This window comes from Kutzneria sp. CA-103260 (genome assembly GCF_018263855.1).
Classification (GTDB): Bacteria; Actinomycetota; Actinomycetes; order Mycobacteriales; family Pseudonocardiaceae; genus Kutzneria.
On the sequence record NZ_CP073318.1, the window covers coordinates 5,105,545 to 5,126,772 of the forward strand.

The 21,228-nt window shown below is 70.3% G+C and carries 16 protein-coding genes and 1 pseudogene; 11 read left to right on the forward strand and 6 right to left on the reverse strand.

The genetic code is table 11. The annotated features are described in order from the left end of the window. Window positions 1–29 precede the first annotated feature (29 nt). On the reverse strand, window positions 30–3,941 hold the full coding sequence (gene hrpA / locus JJ691_RS22055; protein ID WP_442912755.1) for an ATP-dependent RNA helicase HrpA: 3,912 nt from the start codon (window positions 3,939–3,941) through the stop codon (window positions 30–32). A 109-nt stretch (window positions 3,942–4,050) separates the two neighbouring features. Here hrpA and JJ691_RS22060 point away from each other — a divergent pair, with 109 nt between their 5' ends. Beyond that, entirely contained in the window at window positions 4,051–4,833 is a 783-nt protein-coding gene (locus JJ691_RS22060; RefSeq protein WP_211770614.1) for a hypothetical protein, read from the forward strand. On the opposite strand, the gene JJ691_RS22065 is transcribed toward JJ691_RS22060, so the two are convergent. Then, the gene (locus JJ691_RS22065) at window positions 4,830–5,750 is read right to left on the reverse strand and encodes a TIGR01777 family oxidoreductase (RefSeq protein WP_211770615.1); all 921 of its coding nucleotides are present in this window, start codon (window positions 5,748–5,750) and stop codon (window positions 4,830–4,832) included. The two genes, JJ691_RS22060 and JJ691_RS22065, sit on opposite strands and share 4 nt — an antisense overlap. Window positions 5,751–5,820: 70 nt before the next feature. Then, entirely contained in the window at window positions 5,821–7,368 is a 1,548-nt protein-coding gene (locus JJ691_RS22070) for a peptide deformylase (RefSeq protein WP_249228109.1), read from the reverse strand. A gap of 88 nt (window positions 7,369–7,456) precedes the next feature. Here JJ691_RS22070 and JJ691_RS22075 point away from each other — a divergent pair, with 88 nt between their 5' ends. From JJ691_RS22075 to JJ691_RS22100, 6 genes are all read left to right on the forward strand, one after another. Continuing rightward, window positions 7,457–7,801 carry a hypothetical protein gene (locus JJ691_RS22075; protein ID WP_211770616.1) on the forward strand — a complete coding sequence of 115 codons (345 nt, stop codon included), beginning with the start codon at window positions 7,457–7,459 and terminating at the stop codon, window positions 7,799–7,801. Next, window positions 7,798–8,751 carry an ATP-grasp ribosomal peptide maturase gene (tgmB, locus tag JJ691_RS22080; RefSeq protein ID WP_211770617.1) on the forward strand — a complete coding sequence of 318 codons (954 nt, stop codon included), beginning with the start codon at window positions 7,798–7,800 and terminating at the stop codon, window positions 8,749–8,751. Before JJ691_RS22075 ends, tgmB begins: the two co-directional genes overlap by 4 nt. Then, window positions 8,748–9,839, forward strand: coding sequence for a methyltransferase domain-containing protein (locus tag JJ691_RS22085; RefSeq protein WP_211770618.1), 1,092 nt, complete (start codon window positions 8,748–8,750; stop codon window positions 9,837–9,839). Before tgmB ends, JJ691_RS22085 begins: the two co-directional genes overlap by 4 nt. A 116-nt stretch (window positions 9,840–9,955) precedes the next feature. Next, the gene (locus JJ691_RS22090; protein WP_211770619.1) at window positions 9,956–10,825 is read left to right on the forward strand and encodes a hypothetical protein; all 870 of its coding nucleotides are present in this window, start codon (window positions 9,956–9,958) and stop codon (window positions 10,823–10,825) included. A gap of 76 nt (window positions 10,826–10,901) precedes the next feature. Next, entirely contained in the window at window positions 10,902–11,672 is a 771-nt protein-coding gene (locus JJ691_RS22095) for a TIGR02452 family protein (protein WP_211770620.1), read from the forward strand. Then, window positions 11,669–12,559: a phosphotransferase family protein gene (locus JJ691_RS22100; RefSeq protein ID WP_211770621.1), complete on the forward strand. Its 891-nt coding sequence runs from the start codon at window positions 11,669–11,671 to the stop codon at window positions 12,557–12,559. Before JJ691_RS22095 ends, JJ691_RS22100 begins: the two co-directional genes overlap by 4 nt. On the opposite strand, the gene JJ691_RS22105 is transcribed toward JJ691_RS22100, so the two are convergent. Together JJ691_RS22105 and JJ691_RS52445 are read right to left on the reverse strand one after the other, a co-directional pair. Next, the gene (locus JJ691_RS22105) at window positions 12,526–13,548 is read right to left on the reverse strand and encodes a type III polyketide synthase (RefSeq protein ID WP_211770622.1); all 1,023 of its coding nucleotides are present in this window, start codon (window positions 13,546–13,548) and stop codon (window positions 12,526–12,528) included. The two genes, JJ691_RS22100 and JJ691_RS22105, sit on opposite strands and share 34 nt — an antisense overlap. A gap of 237 nt (window positions 13,549–13,785) precedes the next feature. Then, window positions 13,786–14,031: pseudogene (locus tag JJ691_RS52445) on the reverse strand (hypothetical protein); the annotation flags it as partial. A 70-nt stretch (window positions 14,032–14,101) separates the two neighbouring features. On the opposite strand from JJ691_RS52445, the gene glgX reads away from it, so the two are divergent. From glgX to treZ, 3 genes are read left to right on the forward strand one after another with little or no spacing between them, the layout of a single operon-like run. After that, a complete protein-coding gene (gene glgX / locus JJ691_RS22115; RefSeq protein ID WP_211770623.1) occupies window positions 14,102–16,216 on the forward strand; it encodes a glycogen debranching protein GlgX in 2,115 nt (704 codons plus the stop codon). Then, window positions 16,213–18,402, forward strand: a complete 2,190-nt coding sequence (gene treY / locus JJ691_RS22120) for a malto-oligosyltrehalose synthase (RefSeq protein ID WP_211770624.1) — start codon at window positions 16,213–16,215, stop codon at window positions 18,400–18,402. Before glgX ends, treY begins: the two co-directional genes overlap by 4 nt. After that, window positions 18,399–20,099 (forward strand): malto-oligosyltrehalose trehalohydrolase, encoded by a 1,701-nt coding sequence (gene treZ / locus JJ691_RS22125; RefSeq protein ID WP_211770625.1) that lies wholly within the window; start codon window positions 18,399–18,401, stop codon window positions 20,097–20,099. Before treY ends, treZ begins: the two co-directional genes overlap by 4 nt. Here treZ and JJ691_RS22130 read toward each other — a convergent pair. After that, a complete protein-coding gene (locus JJ691_RS22130) occupies window positions 20,085–20,387 on the reverse strand; it encodes a WhiB family transcriptional regulator (RefSeq protein ID WP_211770626.1) in 303 nt (100 codons plus the stop codon). The genes treZ and JJ691_RS22130 overlap by 15 nt on opposite strands. 101 nt (window positions 20,388–20,488) lie before the next feature. On the opposite strand from JJ691_RS22130, the gene JJ691_RS22135 reads away from it, so the two are divergent. Further along, complete coding sequence (locus JJ691_RS22135; RefSeq protein WP_211770627.1) at window positions 20,489–21,166, forward strand: ANTAR domain-containing protein; 678 nt, start codon at window positions 20,489–20,491, stop codon at window positions 21,164–21,166. The last annotated feature ends 62 nt before the right edge of the window (window positions 21,167–21,228 follow it).

Below are 21,228 nucleotides of genomic sequence, written 5' to 3' on the forward strand. Positions count from 1 at the left end.
CTAGACGCCCACCCCGGCCAAAGCGTTGCTCACAGCTCGTCCATCGCCTTGTAGATCCGCTTCTCGGAGACCGGGTAGGCGGTGCCCAGGGTCTGCGCGAAGTAGCTGACCCGCAGCTCCTGGATCATCCAGCCGATGGTGCGCAGCGGCTTCTCCACCGGCTCGCCCGGCGGCACCGCGGCCAGCAGCGCCCGGTACTCGGCGGTGATCTCGGCGATCTCCTCGGTGCGCTGCACGTCCCGCTGCGGGTTCTCGGGCAGCTTGTCCAGCCGCCGCTGGATCGCCTTGAGGTAGCGCTCCACGTCCGACAGCCGCTGGTAGCCGAACTCGGCGGCGAAGTCGGCGTGCACCAGGCCCCTGATCTGGGCCCGGATGTCGGCGACGGAGGCGTCCGGGGCGAACTTGGCCGCCGCCAGCTGCCGTTCGGCGGCCTGGGCCTCGTTGAGCACCCGGCGGACCTGGTTGACCACGTCCAGCGCCGTCTCGTTCAGGCCCTGGCGGGCCCGGACCAGCAGCTTCTCGAAGCCGGCCTGGTCGAACGCCGGGCCGCCGCCGTCGGCGACCAGCTTGTCCACGGCCGTGGCGACGCAGTCGGCCAGCAGCGCCGGCACGCCGCCGTGCGGGTTGCGGCTCAGCGTCAGCTTCGCGTCGTTGCTCAGGCTGCGGACGATCAGCTTCACCGGGGACGGCAGCTGGAGCAGCAGCAGCCGCCGGGTGCCCAGGACCATGGCCGCCCGCTGCTGGGCGGCACTGTCCAGCAGCTTGATGTCCACGTGATCGCCGCGGTCGACCAGCGACGGATAGGTGGTCACCTCGTAGCCGGTGACGGCCTGCCGGTGCGAGCGCGGCAGCGTGCCGAAGTCCCAGGTCGTGACGCCGGTGCGCTCGATGTCGTTGGGGGCGGCGGACAGCGCGGCCCGCATGGTGGCCCGCAGGTCCTCCTTGATCGCCGCCAGGTTCTTGCCCTCGGCCAGGGTGCGGTCCCGTTCGTCGACCACGTGGAAGGTGGTCTTCAGGTGCTCGGGCACCTGGTCCAGCTGCCAGGCCTCGCGCGGGATGTCCACCCCGGACAGGGTGCGCAGCTCCCGTTCCACCGCCTCCAGCACGTGCTGGTCGTCGGCGCCGATCCGGTCGACCACGGCCTGGGCGAAGGTCGGGGCCGGCACGAAGTTGCGGCGGATCTGCTTGGGCAGCGACTTGATCAGCGAGGTCACCAGCTCCAGCCGCAGGCCCGGGATCTGCCAGGCCAGGCCGTCCCCGTCGACCTGCCCGAGCACCGGCAGCGGCACCCGCACGGTGACGCCGTCGTCGCGGCGGCCCGGCTCGAACCGGTAGGTCAGCGGCAGCTGCACGCCGCCCTGCGTCCAGTGGTCCGGGTAGTCGGCCTCGGTGATGCCGCCGGCGCTCTCGTTGACCAGCATCTCCGGGTCGAACGTGAGCAGGTCGGGCTGCTCACGGCGGGTCTTCTTCCACCACGTGTCGAAGTGGCGCACGGACACCACTTCGGCGCCGACCCGCTTGTCGTAGAAGTCGAACAGGGTCTCGTCGTCGACCTTGATGTTGCGCCGGCGGACCCGGTCCTCGAGTTTGTCCACGTCGTCGAGCAGCTTGCGGTTGTGGTGGAAGAACTGGTGGTTGGTGCGCCACTCGCCGTCGACGAGGGCGTGCCGGATGAACAGCTCGCGGCTCACCTCGGGGTCGATGCGGCCGTAGTTGATCCGGCGCGCGGCCACGATCGGCAGGCCGTACAGGGTGACCTTCTCGGTGGCGATCACCGCGCCCTGTTTGGCTTCCCAGTGCGGCTCGCTGTAGTTGCGCTTGACCAGGTGCGCGCCCAGCTTCTCGGCCCACTCCGGCTCGATCTTGGCCACGGTCCGGGCCCAGAGCCGGGAGGTCTCCACCAGTTCGGCCGCCATCACCCACTGCGGCTGCTGCCGGGACAGCGTCGATCCCGGGAAGATGGCGAACTTCGCGCCGCGGGCGCCGAGATACTCGGTGGGGCCCCTTCGCCCAGATCCCGTTGTCACGACACCCTTCGTGACGACGTCCTTCATGCCCAGGTGGGACAGCAGGCCGGCCAGCAGCGACAGGTGGATGCCCTTGGTGTCGAGCTCACCGCCGTTGACCGAGACGCCCTGCCCCTTGACCACCTGGCGCAGCTGGGAATAGATGTCCTGCCACTCGCGGACCCGCAGGTAGTTCAGGAACTCGGCCCGGCACATCTTGCGGAACTGGTTGGAGGACAGCTCCTTCTGCTGCTCCCGCAGGTAGTTCCAGAGGTTGAGGAAGCTGATGAAGTCGCTGTCGGGATCCCGGAACCGGGCGTGCTGCTGCTGGGCCTGTTCCTGCTGCTCGGTCGGCCGCTCGCGAGGGTCCTGAATGGACAGTGCGGCGGCGATCACCATGACCTCGCGCACGCAGCCGTTCTCCTCGGCGGCCACGACCATCCGGGCCAGCCGCGGGTCGACCGGCAGCTGCGAGAGCCGGCGGCCGATCGGCGTCAGCTTGTCCTTGTCGAGCGCGCCCAGCTCCTGCAACAGGCCGATGCCGTCGTTGATGTTGCGCCGGTCCGGCGGGTCGATGAACGGGAACGCCGCGATGTCGCCGAGGCCGGCGGCGATCATCTGGAGGATGACCGAGGCCAGGTTGGTGCGCAGGATCTCCGCGTCGGTGAACTCCGGCCGGCTCTCGAAGTCCTCCTCGGAGTACAGCCGGATGCAGATGCCCTCGGAGACGCGGCCGCAGCGGCCCTTGCGCTGGTTGGCCGAGGCCTGGGAGATCGGCTCGATGGGCAGCCGCTGCACCTTGAGCCGGTGGCTGTAGCGGGAGATGCGGGCGTTGCCCGGGTCGATCACGTACTTGATGCCGGGGACCGTGAGCGAGGTCTCGGCGACGTTGGTGGACAACACGATCCGCCGGCCGGTGTGGCGCTGGAACACCCGGTGCTGCTCGCCGAACGACAGTCGGGCGTAGAGCGGCAGGATCTCGGTGTTGCGACGATCCTGTTTGGACAGCGCGTCGGCGGTGTCGCGGATCTCCCGCTCGCCGGACAGGAACACCAGGATGTCACCGGGGCCCTCGGCGCACAGCTCGTCCACCGCGTCGGCGATGGCCTGCACCTGGTCGCGGTCCGGGTCGGCGTCCGGGTCCTCCGGGTCGATCACCGGGCGGTAGCGGGTCTCCACCGGGTAGGTGCGGCCGGAGACCTCGACGATCGGGGCGTCGCCGAAGTGCCGGGAGAACCGCTCCGGGTCGATGGTGGCGGAGGTGATGATCACCTTGAGGTCGGGGCGGCGCGGCAGCAGCTGCTTGACGTAGCCGAGGATGAAGTCGATGTTGAGGCTGCGCTCGTGGGCCTCGTCGATGATCAGCGTGTCGTAGCGGGACAGCAGCCGGTCGCTCTGGATCTCGGCCAGCAGGATGCCGTCGGTCATCAGCTTGACCAGGGTCTGGTCGCCGACCTGGTCGGTGAACCGGACCTTGTAGCCGACCACCTGGCCCAGCTCGGTGCGCAGCTCCTCGGCCACCCGCTCGGCCACCGTGCGGGCGGCCAGCCGGCGGGGCTGGGTGTGGCCGATCACACCGCGCACGCCCCGGCCCAGCTCCAGGCAGATCTTGGGCAGCTGGGTGGTCTTGCCGGAGCCGGTCTCGCCGGCCACGATCACCACCTGGTTGTCCCGGATCACGTCCAGGATGTCCTGGCGGCGCTGGCTGACCGGCAGCTCCTCCGGGTAGCTGATCCGCGGCACCGCCGCCACCCGGGCCGCCAGCTTGGCCTGCGCGGCCAGCACCTCGTCGTCGATCTGGTCCAGGGCGGCGCGGCGTTTGGCCTCGTCCCGGATCTTGCGGGCGCCGTCGATACGCCGGCGCAGCCGATGCTCGTCGCGCAGCATCAGCTGGGGCAGGTCGATGTGGGCAGCAGTCACCGGTAGCGATCCCATGTGAATTCTCGGAGCTTGATCTCTCAGAGTAGCCATCCGCGGTTCGGGCACGCGCGTGGATTTCTCCCCTCCCAGTCTAGGTGACCGGCGAGCCTGCCATGATCTGTCGGTGCCGCATCCCGACAGCACGCTGCTCCGCTCGCTGAACACCGCCATCGACGACGGCCTGCTCGCCGCGCTCGGTGAGGCCCGCAGAGTCTCGTTGGCGCACTTCCCCGACACCCCGTCCCCCGGCGACGCCGCCCGCTGGCTCGGCACCCGCATCGCGCTGCGCCGGCTGGGCGTGCGCGTGGCGTACCAGTGCCTGCCGGAGACCCTGTCCGCCGAGGCCGTCCGGTCCGCCGAGGGTCCGCTGCTGCTCGCCACCCCCGTCGACACCAGTCTGCTCGCCTCGGTCGACGTGCCCGTGGTGCCGCTGTTCGACCTCAAGGTGCCGCCCCTCACCCTCGCGCTGGGGGCGTTGCCGCGGCTCGGCACCGTGGAGGTCGACGTGGTGTGGCACTGTGCCCCGCCCGCCGGCGTGGACGGCCGCGTCGTCTCGTGGAGCTCCCCCGACCTCGGCCACAACCCCAAGCAGGTCGTCGCCGCCCGGGCCAGCTCCGAGCTGCGGTCGCGGGCCTCCCGTGACCCCGAGTTCGCGCGCCGCACCTGGCGGGCCCTGTCCGCGACCTTCGTGCCGCTGGCCAAGGCCCACGTGCAGCACGCCCTCACCGTGCTCGGCGGCGGGCGAGTGCTCGTCACCGACGACCTCGACGCGCACCTGCTCGCTCTGCTGGCCGGCATCCCGCACGTCGTGGTCGGCGAGCCGGCCGGCGGCGTGCCCGACAGCTCCCTCGTCCGCACCGCTTCCGACGTGCGCGAGGCGAGTGAGGTGGCCCTGGAGCTGCTCTAGCTCCTCGCGACCAGGTCGAAGGCCGCTTCCGACCAGCGTGGGAAGTCGAAGCGGAAGCCGGCGTCCTGGAGCCGCCCCGGGACCACCCGCCGGCTCTTCAGCAGCAGTTCGGTGTCCGAGCGGAGCGCGAACGCGCCGAGCTCGGCCATCCACCTGGTCGCCGGCAGGCCGGCGAAGACCCCGCAGGCGGCTCGCATCGTGCGCATGAATTCCTGCTGCGGCAACGGATTCGGCGCCGCGATGTTGACCGGGCCGGCGATGTCCTCACGTTCCAGCAGGAACAGGACAGCCCTCGTGAAGTCCCGCTCATGAATCCAGGAGACGTACTGCCGTCCACCGGCGACCGGGCCGCCCAGGCCGTACCGGGCCATCGTCCGCAACACGTCGAACGCGCCGCCCCGGTCCGGACTCATCACGATCGCCGTCCGTAACGCCACCTTGCGGGTGCTCGGCGTGATGGCGCTCTGCTGGGCCTGCTCCCACGCCTTCGCGATCCTGACGCTGTACTCCCAGTAGCCCGGCACGTCCCGTTCCCGGCCGCCGATGACCCCCGTCGCCTCGTCGTTCGGCTGGACGCTGTGGGCGTAGATCGTCGCCGTGCTCATCTGCAACCAGACCTTCGGCGGTCGGCTCGCGTGTTTGATCGCCTCCCCCACCGCCATCGTGGAGTCGACCCGGGAATCCATCATCTCCTTGAGGTTCTTCGCCGTGTATCGGCAGCTCACGCTGCGTCCCGCCAGGTTCACCACCGCGTCCGCGCCGTCCAGCTCCGCCGCCCACGGCCCCAACGTCCGGCCGTCCCAGTGGACGTGCCCCGGTCGCCGGCTCAGCACCACCACCTCATGGCCCGCCGCCGCCAGCTCCCTGGTCAGAAACCCACCCACATGGCCCGTCCCGCCGGGCAGCACGATCTTCACCAACCCAGACTACTCTAGTGATAACTAGAATAGTCATGGTTCATCAGGATGGAGTGGTCGTCCGGAGGAGTCACTCCTGGTCGGCGTAGTTCCAGGCCGTTCCGGTGCCTCGGTACTGCTCCACCGGGATCGGCTCCCGCCCAGGCGGCAGGTGGTCCCGGCAAAGCACGCCGTGCAGGTGGTCCACCTCGTGGGCCACCAGCCGGGCCAGGCCGCGTTCGAACACGGTGATGTGTTTGTACCCCGTCACGTCCTCGTGCTCGACGTGAATCGTCAACGGCCTCGGCACGCGGCACCGGACGTCGAAGAAGCTCAAGCAGCCCTCGTACTGCTCATCCGAATCCGATCCCGCTTCCACGATCACCGGGTTGAGCAGCGTGATCGCCTCTCCCCCACCGAGCGGGCGCACCAACGCCACCGCCCGGTCCACCCCGATCTGCGGCGCCGCCAGCCCCATCCCCTTGCCGAACGGGTGCGCCTGTGCGATCCGCTCACACGCCGACTGCAACTCCGCCACTACCCGACGGGCATCTTCGGCCTCCGACGGCAGATCGAGCCTGCGCGCCACCCGCCGCAGCAGTGGATCACCGTCCTGTACGACCCCAAGCGCCGCCATCGCCTCGCTCGGCTGAACCGGACGGGGCGGTTCCCTGCGGGCACGGAAGTCCCATTCGAGACGATAACGCGCATGCAGCGGCGGGTTCTCGCACGACCAGGCGAAAACCGCGCGATCCTCCTCGGCGGAGCGGTCGATGGCCGTCGGCAGCGGCATGGCGTCGGCGGTCATCGACGTGTGCAGGCCCCAGACCGCCGGCGACAACTCGGCCGGGAACTCCAACCGCACCGACAGCCTGGTGGTCGGCAGGCGCACGGCGCGTTGGAACCAGTGCCCCCAGTGCTCGTCCCGCACGGTGTACTCGTACTCGATCCACGTCGACTCGCCGGGATACAGCGGGAAGTGCCCGCTCGGCCCCGCGAAGTGCAGCCAGACCTCCTTGAACGCGTCCCGGTCGTGGTGCGCGCTCCAGGTCATCGACTCGTTCCGGCTGTCGCCGTGCCAGGCGTGCAGGTCCAACTCGGACCAGGACAGCGGGTTGTCGGCGTACAACTGGTTGGACCGTTCGGGATCACCCGGATACCGGTCGACCGAGATGCGGATCAGGTACCGGGCGATCGGCTCGCGACCGCCGTTGACCAACCTGCGTCGATGGGTCAACCGGTAGGCGCCACCGTCGTAGTGGAGCGTCGCATCGTCATGATCGACCACCAGCGTGCCGGCCCCGATCTGATCCGCGGGGCCGGCGACGGTCATCGGTCGGGGGCGACTGCCAGTACGTGCCGCCTCCTGCTCGCGGAATGCGGTTCTGAGTGCGCCGCCGGCCCGCAACACGGTCTCGGCCTGGGCGGCGAACTCCTTCGAAGCACGCTCCGAGCCCGATTCGATCTTGGACACGTACGACCGGTCGTAGCCCATCTGCTTCGCCAACGCGGTCCTGGACAACCCTCGCACGTCTCGCCACCGGGCGAGTTCGACCGCGAACCCGTCGTCCTTCGCCCCGTCGTCGCTGGCCGGCACGCCGTCCTCCCATTCCCGGACCGTGAGCGGGCGTGAACCCACCGTGAAGACGCGCTCAGCCTAGTGGCACGCCGATCACGTCTGGTTCTCTCAGTCTCGCTGCTGCTGATCGTTCCCAAGGAGGAATCTCATGTACCCGTACGGGTTCGCCGACGACCCGATCGCCTCGCACTCCGCACAGTTCGGCCTCGGCCGACCCATCGGCCGGCCAGCCACACACGACGCGCCTTCGGCGATCGGCGTCCGCCCATGGAACCTGCGGGGCGCGGAAGCAGGTTCACCCGGCATCCGCGTCGGCGGCTGGCTCTACGACCACGATCGTCAAGTTGCTCTGCTCGCGGACGGCCGGCGGTTGAGCGATGTGGTGGCGGCCGATCCGAGCGCGGACTCGGTGTCCGATCTGGACGGTGACGAAGGCAAGTCGGAGGACTGGCAGTACGACTTCTGTCCCGACGAGTCGGGAACGCCGGCATGACCGTGCTGGTCCTGGCCCGGGATTTCGATCCGACCGCAGACCGAGTGGTTGACGCGCTCGCGGCCCGGCAGGCTGATGTCTTCCGTCTCAACACGGCCTGGTTCCCAATCCAGGTTCGCGTGGTGGCCGAGTTGGACGGCGGCCGTTGGCGGGGCTCGCTGCACACTCCTCGTGGGCGGCTCGACCTCGATTCGGTGCACGCCGTCTGGTACCGGTCGCCGGAGGCGTACCGAATGCCGGCACAGCTGAGCCCGGCCGAGGCGCAGCATGCCCACGTCGAAGCGAAATACGGACTCGGCGGCGTGCTAGCGTCGCTGCCGGCTCTGTGGTGCAACCACCCGGGCCGGGTGGCGGACGCGGCGTACAAGCCGCTCCAACTGGTGCGCGCCGCGCGCTGTGGGCTCACCGTGCCGAAAACGGTGATCACCAACGACGCGGTGCCGGCTCGTGCCTTCGCCAGCAGTGGTCCGACGGTGACGAAATTGGTCGGCGGCATGGCGATCGACGAGGACGGCGTGCGCAAGAACGTCTACACCCGACGCGTGACCGCTGACGATCTCGTGGACCTGCGCGGCATCGAACACACCGCGCACCTGTTCCAGCGGTGGGTGCCCAAGGCCCGGGAGGCACGTGTGATCGTGATCGGCGAATACGTCACGGCGGCGGCGATCACCGCGGGGACGGCCGCCACTCATGTCGACTACCGGGTCGACTATTCGGCCTTGTCGTACGCGCTGGAGACGCCGCCGCCCAACGTCGTGGCCGGCATCCGGCTCCTGATGGCTGAACTCGGTCTGGTCTACGGCGCGTTGGACTTCGTCATCACACCATCCGGTGAGTGGGTGCTGTTGGAGATCAATCCGACCGGCCAGTATGGGTTCGTGGAGAACGCCACCGACGCGCCGCTGACGGCCCAGCTCGCCGACCTCCTTGTTAGACCTGTCGGATGACCGGCACCGAGTGGGAGACGGACGCGGCAGCGCTGGCCGAGCGGTTGACGAAGGCCGGTGACCTGCGGGATCCGGCGTGGGTGGCGGCGGTGGCGGAGACGCCGCGGCATCTGCTGGTGCCGACGGCGTACGAGCAGGGGGCGGACGGCGGCTGGGCCGAGGTCGGCGCGAGGGAGCTGGCGTATTCGACGGCGACGCTGGTGACGCGGGTCGAGGACGGGAGACCAGTGTCGTCGAGCACGAAGCCGGATCTGATGGTGCGGATGCTGGAGGCGCTGGAGGTCGAGGACGGGGACCGGGTGCTGGAGATCGGCACGGGCACGGGGTACAACGCGGCGTTGCTGGCGCATCGGCTGGGCGACGGGAACGTGTACTCGGTGGACGTGGATCGGGAGATCGTCAAGACGGCGCGGGAGAGGCTGGCAGGGTTCGGGTGTCGGCCGCACCTGGCGGCGGTGGACGGGATCGGGGGCTGGCCGGAGCACGGGCCGTACGACCGGATCATCGCCACCTGCGCGGTGCCGCGAATCCCGAAGGCCTGGTTGGACCAGGTGACGGTGGGCGGCAAGGTGTTGGTGGACGTGAAGGTCAACACCGGGGCGGGCAACCTGGTGCTGCTGGAGAAGCGAAACGACCGTTTGGAGGGGCGGTTCACCGAGCGGTGGGCGGCGTTCATGGCGATGCGGCACGACGGCGACATCGAGCCGGTGCGAGCGGTGAAGGCCGAGGGTGGGCAGGAGAGGGAGACGGCCGCGCCGGAGCGGCCCTGGGACGGCCATCGCGAGGTCTGGTTCCTGGCCGCCCTCGAACTTCCGGCCGGGATGCGGTACGGCTACGTGCTGGATCCGGTCACGCGGCGGCCGACGGGATCGTCGCTGCAAGCGCCGGATGGGTCGTGGTGCCGGGTGAGCGAAGGCGTCGTGACCGAGGCGGGAGCGACGGGGCTGTGGTCGGAAGTCGAGCGGGCCTACGAAGCGTGGTGCGGCTGGGGCCGGCCGGGCTGGGGGCGGTTCGGGCTCACGGTGACCGAGCAGGGCCAGCGCCTGTGGCTGGACGGGCCTGAGCAACGTTCACTGTTGATTTCCTGACCACCGGACAGAACTTCTGGCCGGTTCCGGAACGGGGCCCCGTCGGTAGCGTGTGGTGCCACTCGTAACCCTGCGACGAGCGGACATCATCTATGCGAGCGAGCATTTTCCGGCGCGTGGGCGCCGGGCTGGTGGCGTGCACGGCGGTGGTGCTGATGGCGGCGCCGGCGGACGCGGCGGCGGTGTCGCCGACGGCGGCGAAGAGCCAGGCGGACGTGGCGGGCGTGCAGCGCGGAGACGCGGTGCGGCAGGCCACGGCCCAGCAGAAGGAGTCGTTCCTGACGGCGCACGAGGGGCTGCTGGGCCGGAGGCTGAGCGGCCACTCGGTGGCGGCGCCGGCGACGATCCACCCGTCGGCGGGCACGGCGTTCATCAACAAGGGCAACAACCAGGGCGCGTCGGCGGCGCAGAGCGTGAGCACGGCGGTGCACCCGACCAACGGCGGCACGACGATCTACACGCCGACGCTGTACCCGGCGGGCGGCTCGTGCATCGAGGTGACGACGGTGTACACCAACACCACGCAGGCGGTCGAGGCGTGGGACTGGTGCAACCACATCGACTTCGAGGCGTCGGTGGCGATCAACTCGTCATTCGTCAGCAAGTACACCAGCGGCGGCGCGTACACGACGCAGATCGTGAAGACGACCGGCAGCACCTGGGTGGCGTACCTGTACAACTACACCACCAAGGCCTACGACAAGCTCTACACGTCCTCGGGCAACACGCAGGCCGGCACCACCGGCTGGGACGTCAACGAGCTGTACTCCGAACTGCAGAGCAACGGCCAGAGCTACGCCTGCGCGGACATGGCCGGCAAGACGTTCTCGGCCAGCAACATCCAGGTGAACCTCGGCGGCACCTGGACCGCGGCCGGCCCGGGCAACTCCGACACCCGCTTCGACTCGGGTGACGCGGCCTACGACTGCTCCAGCCGCAGCTACAAGATGATCACGCCGTACAGCCACTGGCAGGTTGTCGGCTGAGCACCGGGAAACGGCCCGGCGCGAACCGTGAAATCCCAGGACACGGGGCGTGCCGGGCCGGCACAATAGCGGGGAGATGACCAGCCGACTCCGCGCGATCGCCGCCGACACGGTGGCCATCTGCGACCGCGGTTCCTACGAGGCCGAGCGCGGCCCGGTCCGGATCACGGTGAACCCCGCCAGCACCCGCCTCCACGGCCCGGACGAGCCGCTGAGCCTGCCCGCGCAGCAAAGCCAACTTCCCCGGATCGACGTCACGAACGAGTCGACGCTGCACGCCACCCGGCGTCTGGACAACAACGTCGCAGCGCTGGTGTTCGCCTCGGCCCGCAATCCCGGCGGCGGCTTCCTCAACGGGGCGCAGGCGCAGGAGGAGAGCATCGCCCGCAGCTCGGCCCTGCACCCCTATCTGTTGGCGGCCAACGACTTCTACGCCCATCACCGGGCCGACAGCGATCTGACCTACAGCGACCGGGTCATCTACTCCCCTGACGTGCCGGTGTTCCGGGACGACCACGGTGCCCTCCTGGCCGAGCCGTACGCGGTGTCCTTCCTGACGGCGGCGGCGCCGAATCGGGCGGCGGTCATCAGCAACCAGCCGGAAAGAGCCGAAGGCATCCCGGCGATCCTGCGCCGGAGGGCGGCCCGGGTGTTGCAGGTCGCGGCCGCACACGGTCACCGGAACCTGGTGTTGGGGGCCTGGGGATGCGGGGTCTTCGGCAACGAGCCGGCCACTGTCGCGGAGGCGTTCCGGGAGGCGATCGACCGGAACCGGTTCTTCGACCACATAGTGTTCGCCGTTCTCGGCGCGCCGACGCTGGCGGCTTTCCAGGAGGGCCTTCGATGAACGAGATCGCCCGCACGATCGCCGAGGCGGCGCTCGGCCGCGACCCGGGACCGCTGACCAGGGCCAAGAGCCTGTCCCACCGGGTGTTCGTCGGCGCGGACGTGGTGGTGAAGATCATCCACGCGGACCGGCACTCCCGGCTGAACCGGGAGATCGCGCTGGCGCCGATGCTCCCGGCGGGGATCGCGGCGCCGTTGCTGGCCAGCGGCGAGTACGAGGATCTGCGCTACGCCTGCTACACCCGGGTGCCGGGTGCGGCCCCGGGCCTGCACCTGCCCAACACGGACGCCGCCACCGCGAGGAAGCTGGCCGAGCAGGCGGTGGAGCGGCTGGAACGGCTGCACACCTGGCGGCCGGAGTCCACGCGGACGCTGACCGAGGAGCTGGACCACGGCGGCTTCACCGGCCGGGAGGCGTTCCAGCAGGAGATCGAACGTCTCGAGCAGGCCGACCGGGACGGCGTCGTGCCGGCCCAGATCATCAAGGGCCTCAAGGAGATCGCCGACCGCGCCCCGGATCGGGTCGAGGCCGCGGTCCCGGTGCACGCCGACTGCCACTGGGCCAACTGGCTGGCTAACGGTGACACCGTTACAGCCTTGCTGGACTTCGAGTGGGCCCGGCTGGCCGAGCCGGCCGAGGACTGGTTCTTCCTGATCCGGTTCAGCGGCCCGCACATGGCCGCCGTCCTCGACGTCGTCACCGAGCAGACGGCCGTCCCCGAGGACGAGCTCCGCGCCGCCTGCGAGGTCCGCGACGCCAACTACGTGACCTCCGACGTCCGCCTCACCCTCGAAGGCGACCCCAACGCCGGGGTGGGCAGCATCGCCGGCCTGGCGGAGCTCATCGACGGCCGCTACTGGTGGTCCGGCCGCAGCAGCAGGGCGTAGAGGGTCAGGCCGGGACCGAAGGCCAGCATCACGACGGGCCCGTCGACGGGCAGCAACCGTTGCAGCACGAGCAACACGGTCGCCGAGGAGCAGTTGCCGTGCTCGGCCAGCACGGCGCGAGAGGCGTCGAGGGCATCCCCGGGCAGTTGGAGGACGTCCTCGACGGTCTCGAGGATGCGCGGCCCGCCGGGGTGCACGGCCCAGCCGGCCACGTCCCGAACGCCGTTGCGGCCGAGCAGGGTGTCCACCGCCGGCCGCAGGTGCACGGCCAGCACGTCGGGCACCTTGGGCGACAGCCCCATGCGAAACCCCAGGTCGGTGACGTCCCAGGTCATGTGGTCGGGGGTGGCGGGATCGGTCACGGCGACCAGGTCGACCACTCGCAGCGAGCCGCCGGGGGTGAGCACGGTCGCCACGGCGGCGTCGCTGAACAGGGCGTGGGCGACGATCTGGTCCCGGGCGATGCCGGCCGGCTGAACGTGCAGCGAGGTCAGCTCCACGTTGAGCAGCACGGCCGGCCGGGAGTGGGCGGCGACGTAGTCGGACACCGCGCCCAGGGCCGGCAGGGCGGCGTAGCAACCCATGTGCCCGAACACCAGTCTCCGCAGGTCGGATGGCATGCCGACGTCGAGCGACACGTGCACGTCGACGCCGGGGCTGCCGTATCCGGTGCACGAGGCGACGGCGAACAGCCCCACCTCGGAGGCGGCCACGCCGGCCTGGTCCAGGGCCGCCGAGACCGCCGCGGACCCCAGCGGCACGGCCTCGGCGGCGTAGCGACGCATCCGCTGCCCGGTCGACCACCCGGACACGTCCTCCACCAGCGGGTTCAGCACGGCGTGCCGGCGCCGCACGCCCGAGTTGGCGAAGATGCGGGCCCCGAAGCCGGGCGAATCGACGTGTCGGTGGAAGTACCCGTCCCACAGCTCCTGCTGCGACACGGTCGGCGGCAGCGCCTGCCCCATGCCGGCGATGGCCACGGCGCTCATCCCGCCTCCTTGATCCCCACCCCTGGAACAGCACGGCCGTTGAGGTCGACGGCCGCATGTCCACCTTGCCCCGTCGCAGCGCCAGCCACCGGACGGGTTGCCCCGCGGCGGGCCGAATTTCCCGTACGACAGTGGCACGCCGGGCGCTCGCTCGGCGACGGTGGCGGCAATGATGTCCAACGGCAGGTGAAGCATGTCACCTTTGACCGGCACGACACTGTGTGCCCTGGCCTGCCGCAGCGCGCTGTCGAGGAGATCGACGCCGAAGTGGCGGTAGCCGAGCGCGGCCAACCGCGGGGCGAGCAGGCCGCCGCCGCACCCGAGGTCGACGAGCAACGCCCCAGGTCGTGCCGCGGGTGGCAGTAGCGCCCCCGGGCGGCGGTGAGCCAGTGCAGCATCGCGAACGGCCCGTCCGGACTGCACCACTGCGTGGCGAACCGCTCGTACGCAGCCGGGTCGTCGCGTATCACCCCACACTCCCACTTTCGTGGTTCAGTGGCTCAGCGACCGCCCGACTGGTTTGATCGTCTCGCACTCGCTGGAAGGAGTGGCAATGCGTTCGTGGCCGGGCACCTCCTACCCGCTCGGCGCCTCCTACGACGGCGCCGGCACGAACTTCGCGCTGTTCTCGGAGGTCGCCGAGTACGTCGACCTGTGCCTGTTCGAGGCGGACGGCACCGAGACGGTGGTGCGGCTACCGGAGATGGACGGCTTCGTCCACCACGGCTACCTGCCGGGCGTCGGCCCCGGCCAGCGCTACGGCTACCGCGTGCACGGGCCGTACGACCCGGCCAACGGCCTGCGCTGCAACCCGAACAAGCTGCTCATCGACCCGTACGCCAAGGCGGTGGACGGCGAGGTCGACTGGGACGAGTCGCTGTTCGGCTACCGGTTCGACACCCCGGACGAGCGCAACGACGCCGACTCGGCGGCGCACCTGCCCAAGTCGGTGGTCATCAACCCGTTCTTCGACTGGGCCGACGACCGCCGCCCGCGCACGCCCTACCACGAGACGGTGATCTACGAGGCGCACGTGCGCGGCACCACGATCAACCACCCGTTCATCCCCGAGGACCTGCGCGGCACCTACTCGGGCCTGGCCCACCCGGTGATGATCGAGCACTTCACCCGGCTGGGGGTGACCGCGGTCGAGCTGATGCCGGTGCACCAGTTCATCAACGACCACCACCTCACCGAGCGCGGCCTGACCAACTACTGGGGCTACAACACGATCGCCTTCCTGGCCCCGCACAACCGGTACGCCTCGCGGGGCGCGCTGGGCACGCAGGTGCAGGAGTTCAAGGCGATGGTGCGCTCGCTGCACGACGCCGGCATCGAGGTGATCCTCGACGTGGTCTACAACCACACCGCCGAGGGCAACCAGATGGGGCCGACGCTGTCCATGCGCGGCATCGACAACGGCGCGTACTACCGGCTGGTCGACGACGACCAGCAGTACTACATGGACTACACCGGCACCGGAAACTCGCTCAACGCCCGCAATCCGCACACGCTGCAGCTCATCATGGACTCGCTGCGGTACTGGGTGACCGAGATGCACGTGGACGGTTTCCGGTTCGACCTGGCCGCCACCCTGGCCCGCGAGTTCTACGACGTGGACCGGCTGTCGGCCTTCTTCGACATCGTGCAGCAGGACCCGGTGGTCAGCCAGGTGAAGCTGATCGCCGAGCCATGGGACGTCGGGCCGGGCGGCTACCAGGTCGGCAACTTCCCTCCACTGTGGACGGAGTGGAACGGCAAGTTCCGCGACACGGTCCGGGACTTCTGGCGCGGCGAGCCCGGCACCCTGGGCGAGTTCGGCTCGCGCATCACCGGCTCCTCGGACCTGTACCAGGACGACGGCCGGCGGCCGTTCGCCTCGATCAACTTCGTCACGGCGCACGACGGCTTCACCCTCAACGACCTGGTGTCGTACAACAACAAGCACAACGAGGCCAACGGCGAGGGCGGCAACGACGGGGCCAACGACAACCGATCCTGGAACTGCGGCGCCGAGGGCCCGACCGACGACGCGGGGATCCTGGCCCTGCGGGCCCAGCAGCGGCGCAACTTCATCGCCACCCTGTTCCTGTCCCAGGGCGTGCCGATGCTGCTGCACGGCGACGAGCTGGGCCGCACCCAGCACGGCAACAACAACGTGTACTGCCAGGACAACGAGACCTCCTGGGTGGACTGGTCGCTGGCCAAGACCAACTCCGACCTGGTCGAGTTCACCGCCCGGCTGGCGGCGCTGCGGGCCAAGCACCCGGTGTTCCGGCGGCGCAAGTTCTTCCAGGGCCGGCCGCTGCGCAAGGGCGACGACCGCCGCGACATCGCCTGGTTCAACCCGGACGGCGAGGAGATGACCGAGGCCGACTGGGACACCGACTTCGGCCGCGCGGTCGGGGTCTTCCTCAACGGCGACGCGATGGACGAGCTGGACCGGCGGGGCGAGTGGGTCACCGACGACTCGTTCCTGCTGTGCTTCAACGCCTGGCACGAGGTGGTCGACTTCCGGATACCGGACGGCGAGTACGGGAGCAACTGGCACGTGGTGGTGGACACGTCGTGTGAGTCCACCAAGGAGCCGGACACGCAGCTGGCCGGCGGCTCGACGCTGCCGGTGCCGGCCCGGTCGCTGGTGCTCCTGCAACGGAGCGCCGAATGATCCCCTCGTCCACCTACCGGGTGCAGTTCGGGCCGGACATGGGTTTCAACCGGGTCAAGCACGTCGCGGGCTACCTGCACCGGCTGGGTGTCGGCGCGCTGTACGCGTCGCCGCTGTTGCAGGCCACGCCCGGTTCCACCCACGGCTACGACGTCACCGACCCGACCACCACGTCGGCCGGTCTCGGCGGCGCGGTGGCCCGGGAGGTGCTGCAACACCGGCTTCGCGAGCTGGGCCTGGGTTTTGTCGTCGACATCGTGCCCAACCACGTGGGCATCTCGATGCCGCAGGCCAACCCGTGGTGGTGGGACGTCCTGCGCTACGGCCGAGAGTCCAAGCACGCCGACAAGTTCGACATCGACTGGTCGCGCGCCCCGATCCTGGCGCCGGTGCTCGGCGACGAGCACGGTCTGGAAGCGCTGGCCGTGGACGGCGATCACCTCGCCTACTTCGACCAGATATTCCCGATAGCGCCCGGCACTTCCGGCGGCACGCCGCAGGAGGTGCACGACCGTCAGCACTATCGGCTGGTGCACTGGCGGACGGCCAACACCGACCTGAACTACCGGCGGTTCTTCGACATCAACACGTTGGCGGCGGTGCGGGTCGAGGACCCGGCGGTCTTCGAGGCGACGCACCGCGAGGTGCTGAGCTGGGGCGTGGACGGCCTGCGCATCGACCACCCGGACGGGCTTTCCGACCCCGGCGGCTATCTGCGCCGGCTGCGCGAGGCCGCGCCGGAGACGTGGATCGTGGTGGAGAAGATCCTCGGCGTCGGCGAGTCGCTGCCGGTGTCGTGGCCGGTCGCCGGCACCACCGGCTACGACGCGCTGCGGGAGGTCTGTGGGCTGTTCATCGACCCCGCCGGCGAGCCGCCGACCCCGGGATCGCTGCTGTACCTGGAAACCCGCTGCAAGGAGACGGCGGCGCGAACGCTGCTGCGAGCGGAGGTGCGGCGCATCAACGCGTTGCTGCCCTTCGACGACGAGGACGCCGTCATCGAGCTGCTGACCCTGTTCCCGGTCTACCGCAGCTATCTACCGGAGGGCCGGAACTCACTGGAGCAGGCGGCCTCGATGAATCCGCGGGCTGCGGAGATCGCACGACTGATGCTGGCCGATCCGCACGGTGAGTTGGCGACGCGCGTGCAGCAGACATCCGGCATGGTGATGGCCAAGGGCGTCGAGGACACCGCCTTCTACCGCTACAACCGGTTCGTGGCGCTGAACGAGGTCGGCGGCGACCCGTCCCGGTTCGGCGTGCCGCCAGCCGAGTTCCACGTCGCCATGCAGGCCCGCGAGGCCGGCGCACCCGACACGATGACGGCCCTGTCCACTCACGACACCAAGCGGGCCGAGGATGTCCGGGCCCGACTGGCGGTGCTGTCCGAAGTGGAGTTCGAGACCGCGTTCGCCCGGTGGACCGAGAAGAAGCCGCTGCCCGAGCGGTCGCTGACCCGCCTGGCCTGGCAGACGCTGGTCGGCGCGTATCCGATCAGCGCCGACCGGCTGCGGGACTATCTGGCCAAGGCGGCCAAGGAAGCCAAGATCGCCACATCCTGGGTGGATGGCAACCCCGAGGTGGACAAGGCCATCGCGGCCTGGCCCGACGAGGTGTTCGGCGACGCGGCGCTGATGGCCGAGGTGACCGAGCTGATCGACCGGATCACGCCGGCCGGTTGGTCGAACTCGTTGGGGCAGAAGCTGATGCAGCTGGCCGGCCCGGGTGTGCCGGACGTGTACCAGGGCACCGAGCTGTGGGACTTCTCGCTGGTCGATCCGGACAACCGGCGGCCAGTGGACTTCGAGCAGCGGGCCGCGCTGCTGGCCCGGATCGACGACGGCTGGCTGCCCGAGGTGGACGTCTCCGGCGCGGCCAAGCTACTGGTCACCACCCGGACGCTGCGGCTGCGCCGCGACCGGCCGGAGCTGTTCACCGGCTACCTCCCGGTGCCGGCCCAGGGCCCGGCGGCCGAGCACGCGGTGGCCTTCGCCCGCAACGGGTTGGTGGCCGTGTGCACGCGGCTGCCGATCCGCCTGGAGGCCGCCGGCGGCTGGCGCGACACCGTGCTCCCGCTCCCGGCCGGCGAGTGGACGGACGTGATCACCGGCCGTCCGGTCTCCCGATCCCCGTTGCTGTCCGAGCTGTTGTCCCCCTACCCGGTTGCCTTGGTGGTGCGTTCGTGACCGAATTCTCCGTGTGGGCCCCGAACCGATCCCGAGTTCGGGTCCACAATGGACCATCCGTGCACGAGATGGCCGTCGGCGAGGACGGCTGGTGGCGGGCCGAGGTGTCCGACGCCGCCCCGGACTACGCCTTCCAGCTCGACGACGAGCCGGACGAGCTGCCAGACCCGCGGTCCCGCTGGCAGCCGGACGGCGTGCACAAGCGCTCGCACCGCTATGACCACTCCGGGTTCGAGTGGACCGACGCCGACTGGACGGGCCGCCAGCTGCCCGGCGGCATCGTGTACGAGCTGCACATCGGCACGTTCACCCCCGAGGGCACCTTCGACGCGGCCATCGGCAAGCTGGGCCACCTCGTCGACCTCGGCGTCGACTTCGTGGAAGTCATGCCGGTCAACGCCTTCGACGGCCCGCACGGCTGGGGCTACGACGGCGTGTGCTGGTACGCCGCCCACGACCCGTACGGCGGCCCCGACGGCTTCAAGCGTTTCGTGGACGCCTGCCACAATCGCGGCCTGGCCGTGCTGCTGGACGTGGTCTACAACCACCTCGGCCCGTCCGGGGCCTACCTCGACCGGTTCGGCCCGTACTTCGCCGGCGAGACGATCTGGGGCCCGACGCTCAACCTGGACGGCCCGCAGTCGGACGAGGTCCGCCGCTACGTCATCGACAACGCCGTGAGCTGGCTGCGCGACTTCCATGTCGACGGTCTGCGCCTGGACGCCGTGCACGCGCTGTCCGACCGCCGCGCGACCAATCTGTTGGAGGAGCTGTCGTCCGAAGTGGACGCGCTCTCCGTCCACTTGCGACGGCCGCTGACCCTGATCGCCGAGTCGGATCTCAACGACCCCAGGCTGGTCACGCCGCGCGAGGCCGGCGGCTACGGCCTCCAGGCACAGTGGAGCGACGACCTGCACCACTGTCTACACGCGACCCTGTCCGGCGAGCGCCAGGGCTACTACGCCGACTTCGGCTCCCTGCAAGCGCTTGCGGCCACCCTGACCGGCGTTTTCTGGCACGCCGGCACCTGGTCGTCGTTCCGCGGCCGCCACCACGGCCGCAAGGTCGACACGCTGACCACGCCCGGCCACCGGTTCCTGGCATACCTCCAGGACCACGACCAGATCGGCAATCGCGCCACCGGCGACCGGCTGTCCGACACGGCGTCGCCGGGCCTGCTGGCCTGCGGCGCGGCCATCGTGCTGTGTTCCCCCTACACGCCGATGATCTTCATGGGCGAGGAGTGGGCGGCATCTACGCCGTGGCAGTTCTTCGCCTCGTTCCCGGACCCGAAGCTGGCCGACGCGGTGCGCACCGGCCGCCGCAGGGAGTTCGCCGAGCACGGCTGGGACGCGCAGGACGTGCCGGATCCGGTGGACCCGGCCACGTTCGACCGGTCCAAGCTGCGCTGGGAGGAGATCGCCACTGCCGGCCACGCCGAGATGCTGGCCACCTACAAGGCGCTGATCGCGCTGCGCCGCAGCCGCCCCGAGCTGACCGATCCGCGGCTGCGCCAGTTGTCGGTCGACATCGACGAGGAGAACCGCGTGGTCGTGCTGCACCGCGGCGACCTGCGCGTGGTGTGCAACCTGGGCGACGAGCGGGTGGAGCCACCGCCCGGCACGGTCCTGTTCAGTTCGGCGACGCCCGGCGACCCCGAGTCGGTCACCGTCGTCGAGGTGTCAGCTGACGGCTGACTTGATCCGGCGGCGGCTGGCGGAGATCACCGCGCGGCGCTCGTTCTCGCCCATGCCGCCCCAGATGCCGTAGGGCTCCTGCACCTGGAGCGCGTGCTTCAGGCACTCGACGCGCACCGGGCACGAGTGGCAGATACGCTTGGCGTTGGCTTCCCGCGCCTGCCGGGCGGAACCCCGTTCGCTGTCCGGGTGGAAGAAGACGGCGCTGTTGGCGCCGCGGCAGGCGCCCAGTCGCTGCCAGTCCCAGTTCTCCGAGACCGGGATGGGTAGCCGGTGCACGTCGGCCATAGCGCGCCTCCTAGTACGAACTCGTCGGCACTCTGGTACCCGCGCCCGACATGCCCAAACCCCCGGGTTTGGCGATCTCCCCCATCCGGGTAACCGGGGGCGTGGACGAGGTGAGATTCGGCCCAGAGCTGTTGGACCGGCTGCTCGCGCACCTGGTCGCCCGTCTGCCCGGATGCGACGGCGCCGGGGTGAGCACGGTGTCGAGGAGCTTGCGGGCGGTCGGGACGGCCGTCGAGCGCGACGCCGAGCAGTGGCAGCGGGGCGAGGGACCGGTGGTGGCTGCCGCCACCGGCGACGAGACGCTGGTCCAGACCCTGCCCGACGGCGTGACCTGGGTCACCGCCGTGCCGGGCAGCTGGACTGAGGACGGCCCGTCGGTGCTGTCGGTCTACACCGACCACGAGCCCAAGGAGGACGACCTCCGGCTGATCGACCAGACCGAGCCCCTGCTGGCCACCGCCACCGCCGTGATCGAGTTCTGCGCCGACGAGGTGCTGCGGGCCGACCAGATGGTCGAGATGGTGCAGAACCGCCGGCTCATCGAACAGGCCAAGGGCCTGGTCATGGGCGCGACGCGGTGCGACGCCGGGGCGGCGTTCCGCACCCTGGTCCGGTCCAGCCAGCACTTCAACGTCAAGCTGCGGGACCTGTCGGCCGCGCTGGTCGAGGTGGTCGGCGGCGCGCCGGTCGCCGACCAGGAGCCCGGCGCCGGACCACCCGGCGCGCCGCCGGAGCCGGCCGCGCGGGCCGCGCGGATGACCTGGCAAGCTCTTCGTTGATCAACGGGGCGTCCGCCCGTGCGCTACGGTGAGCACGCAGTGGTTGAGCAGCCAGCCGCCGC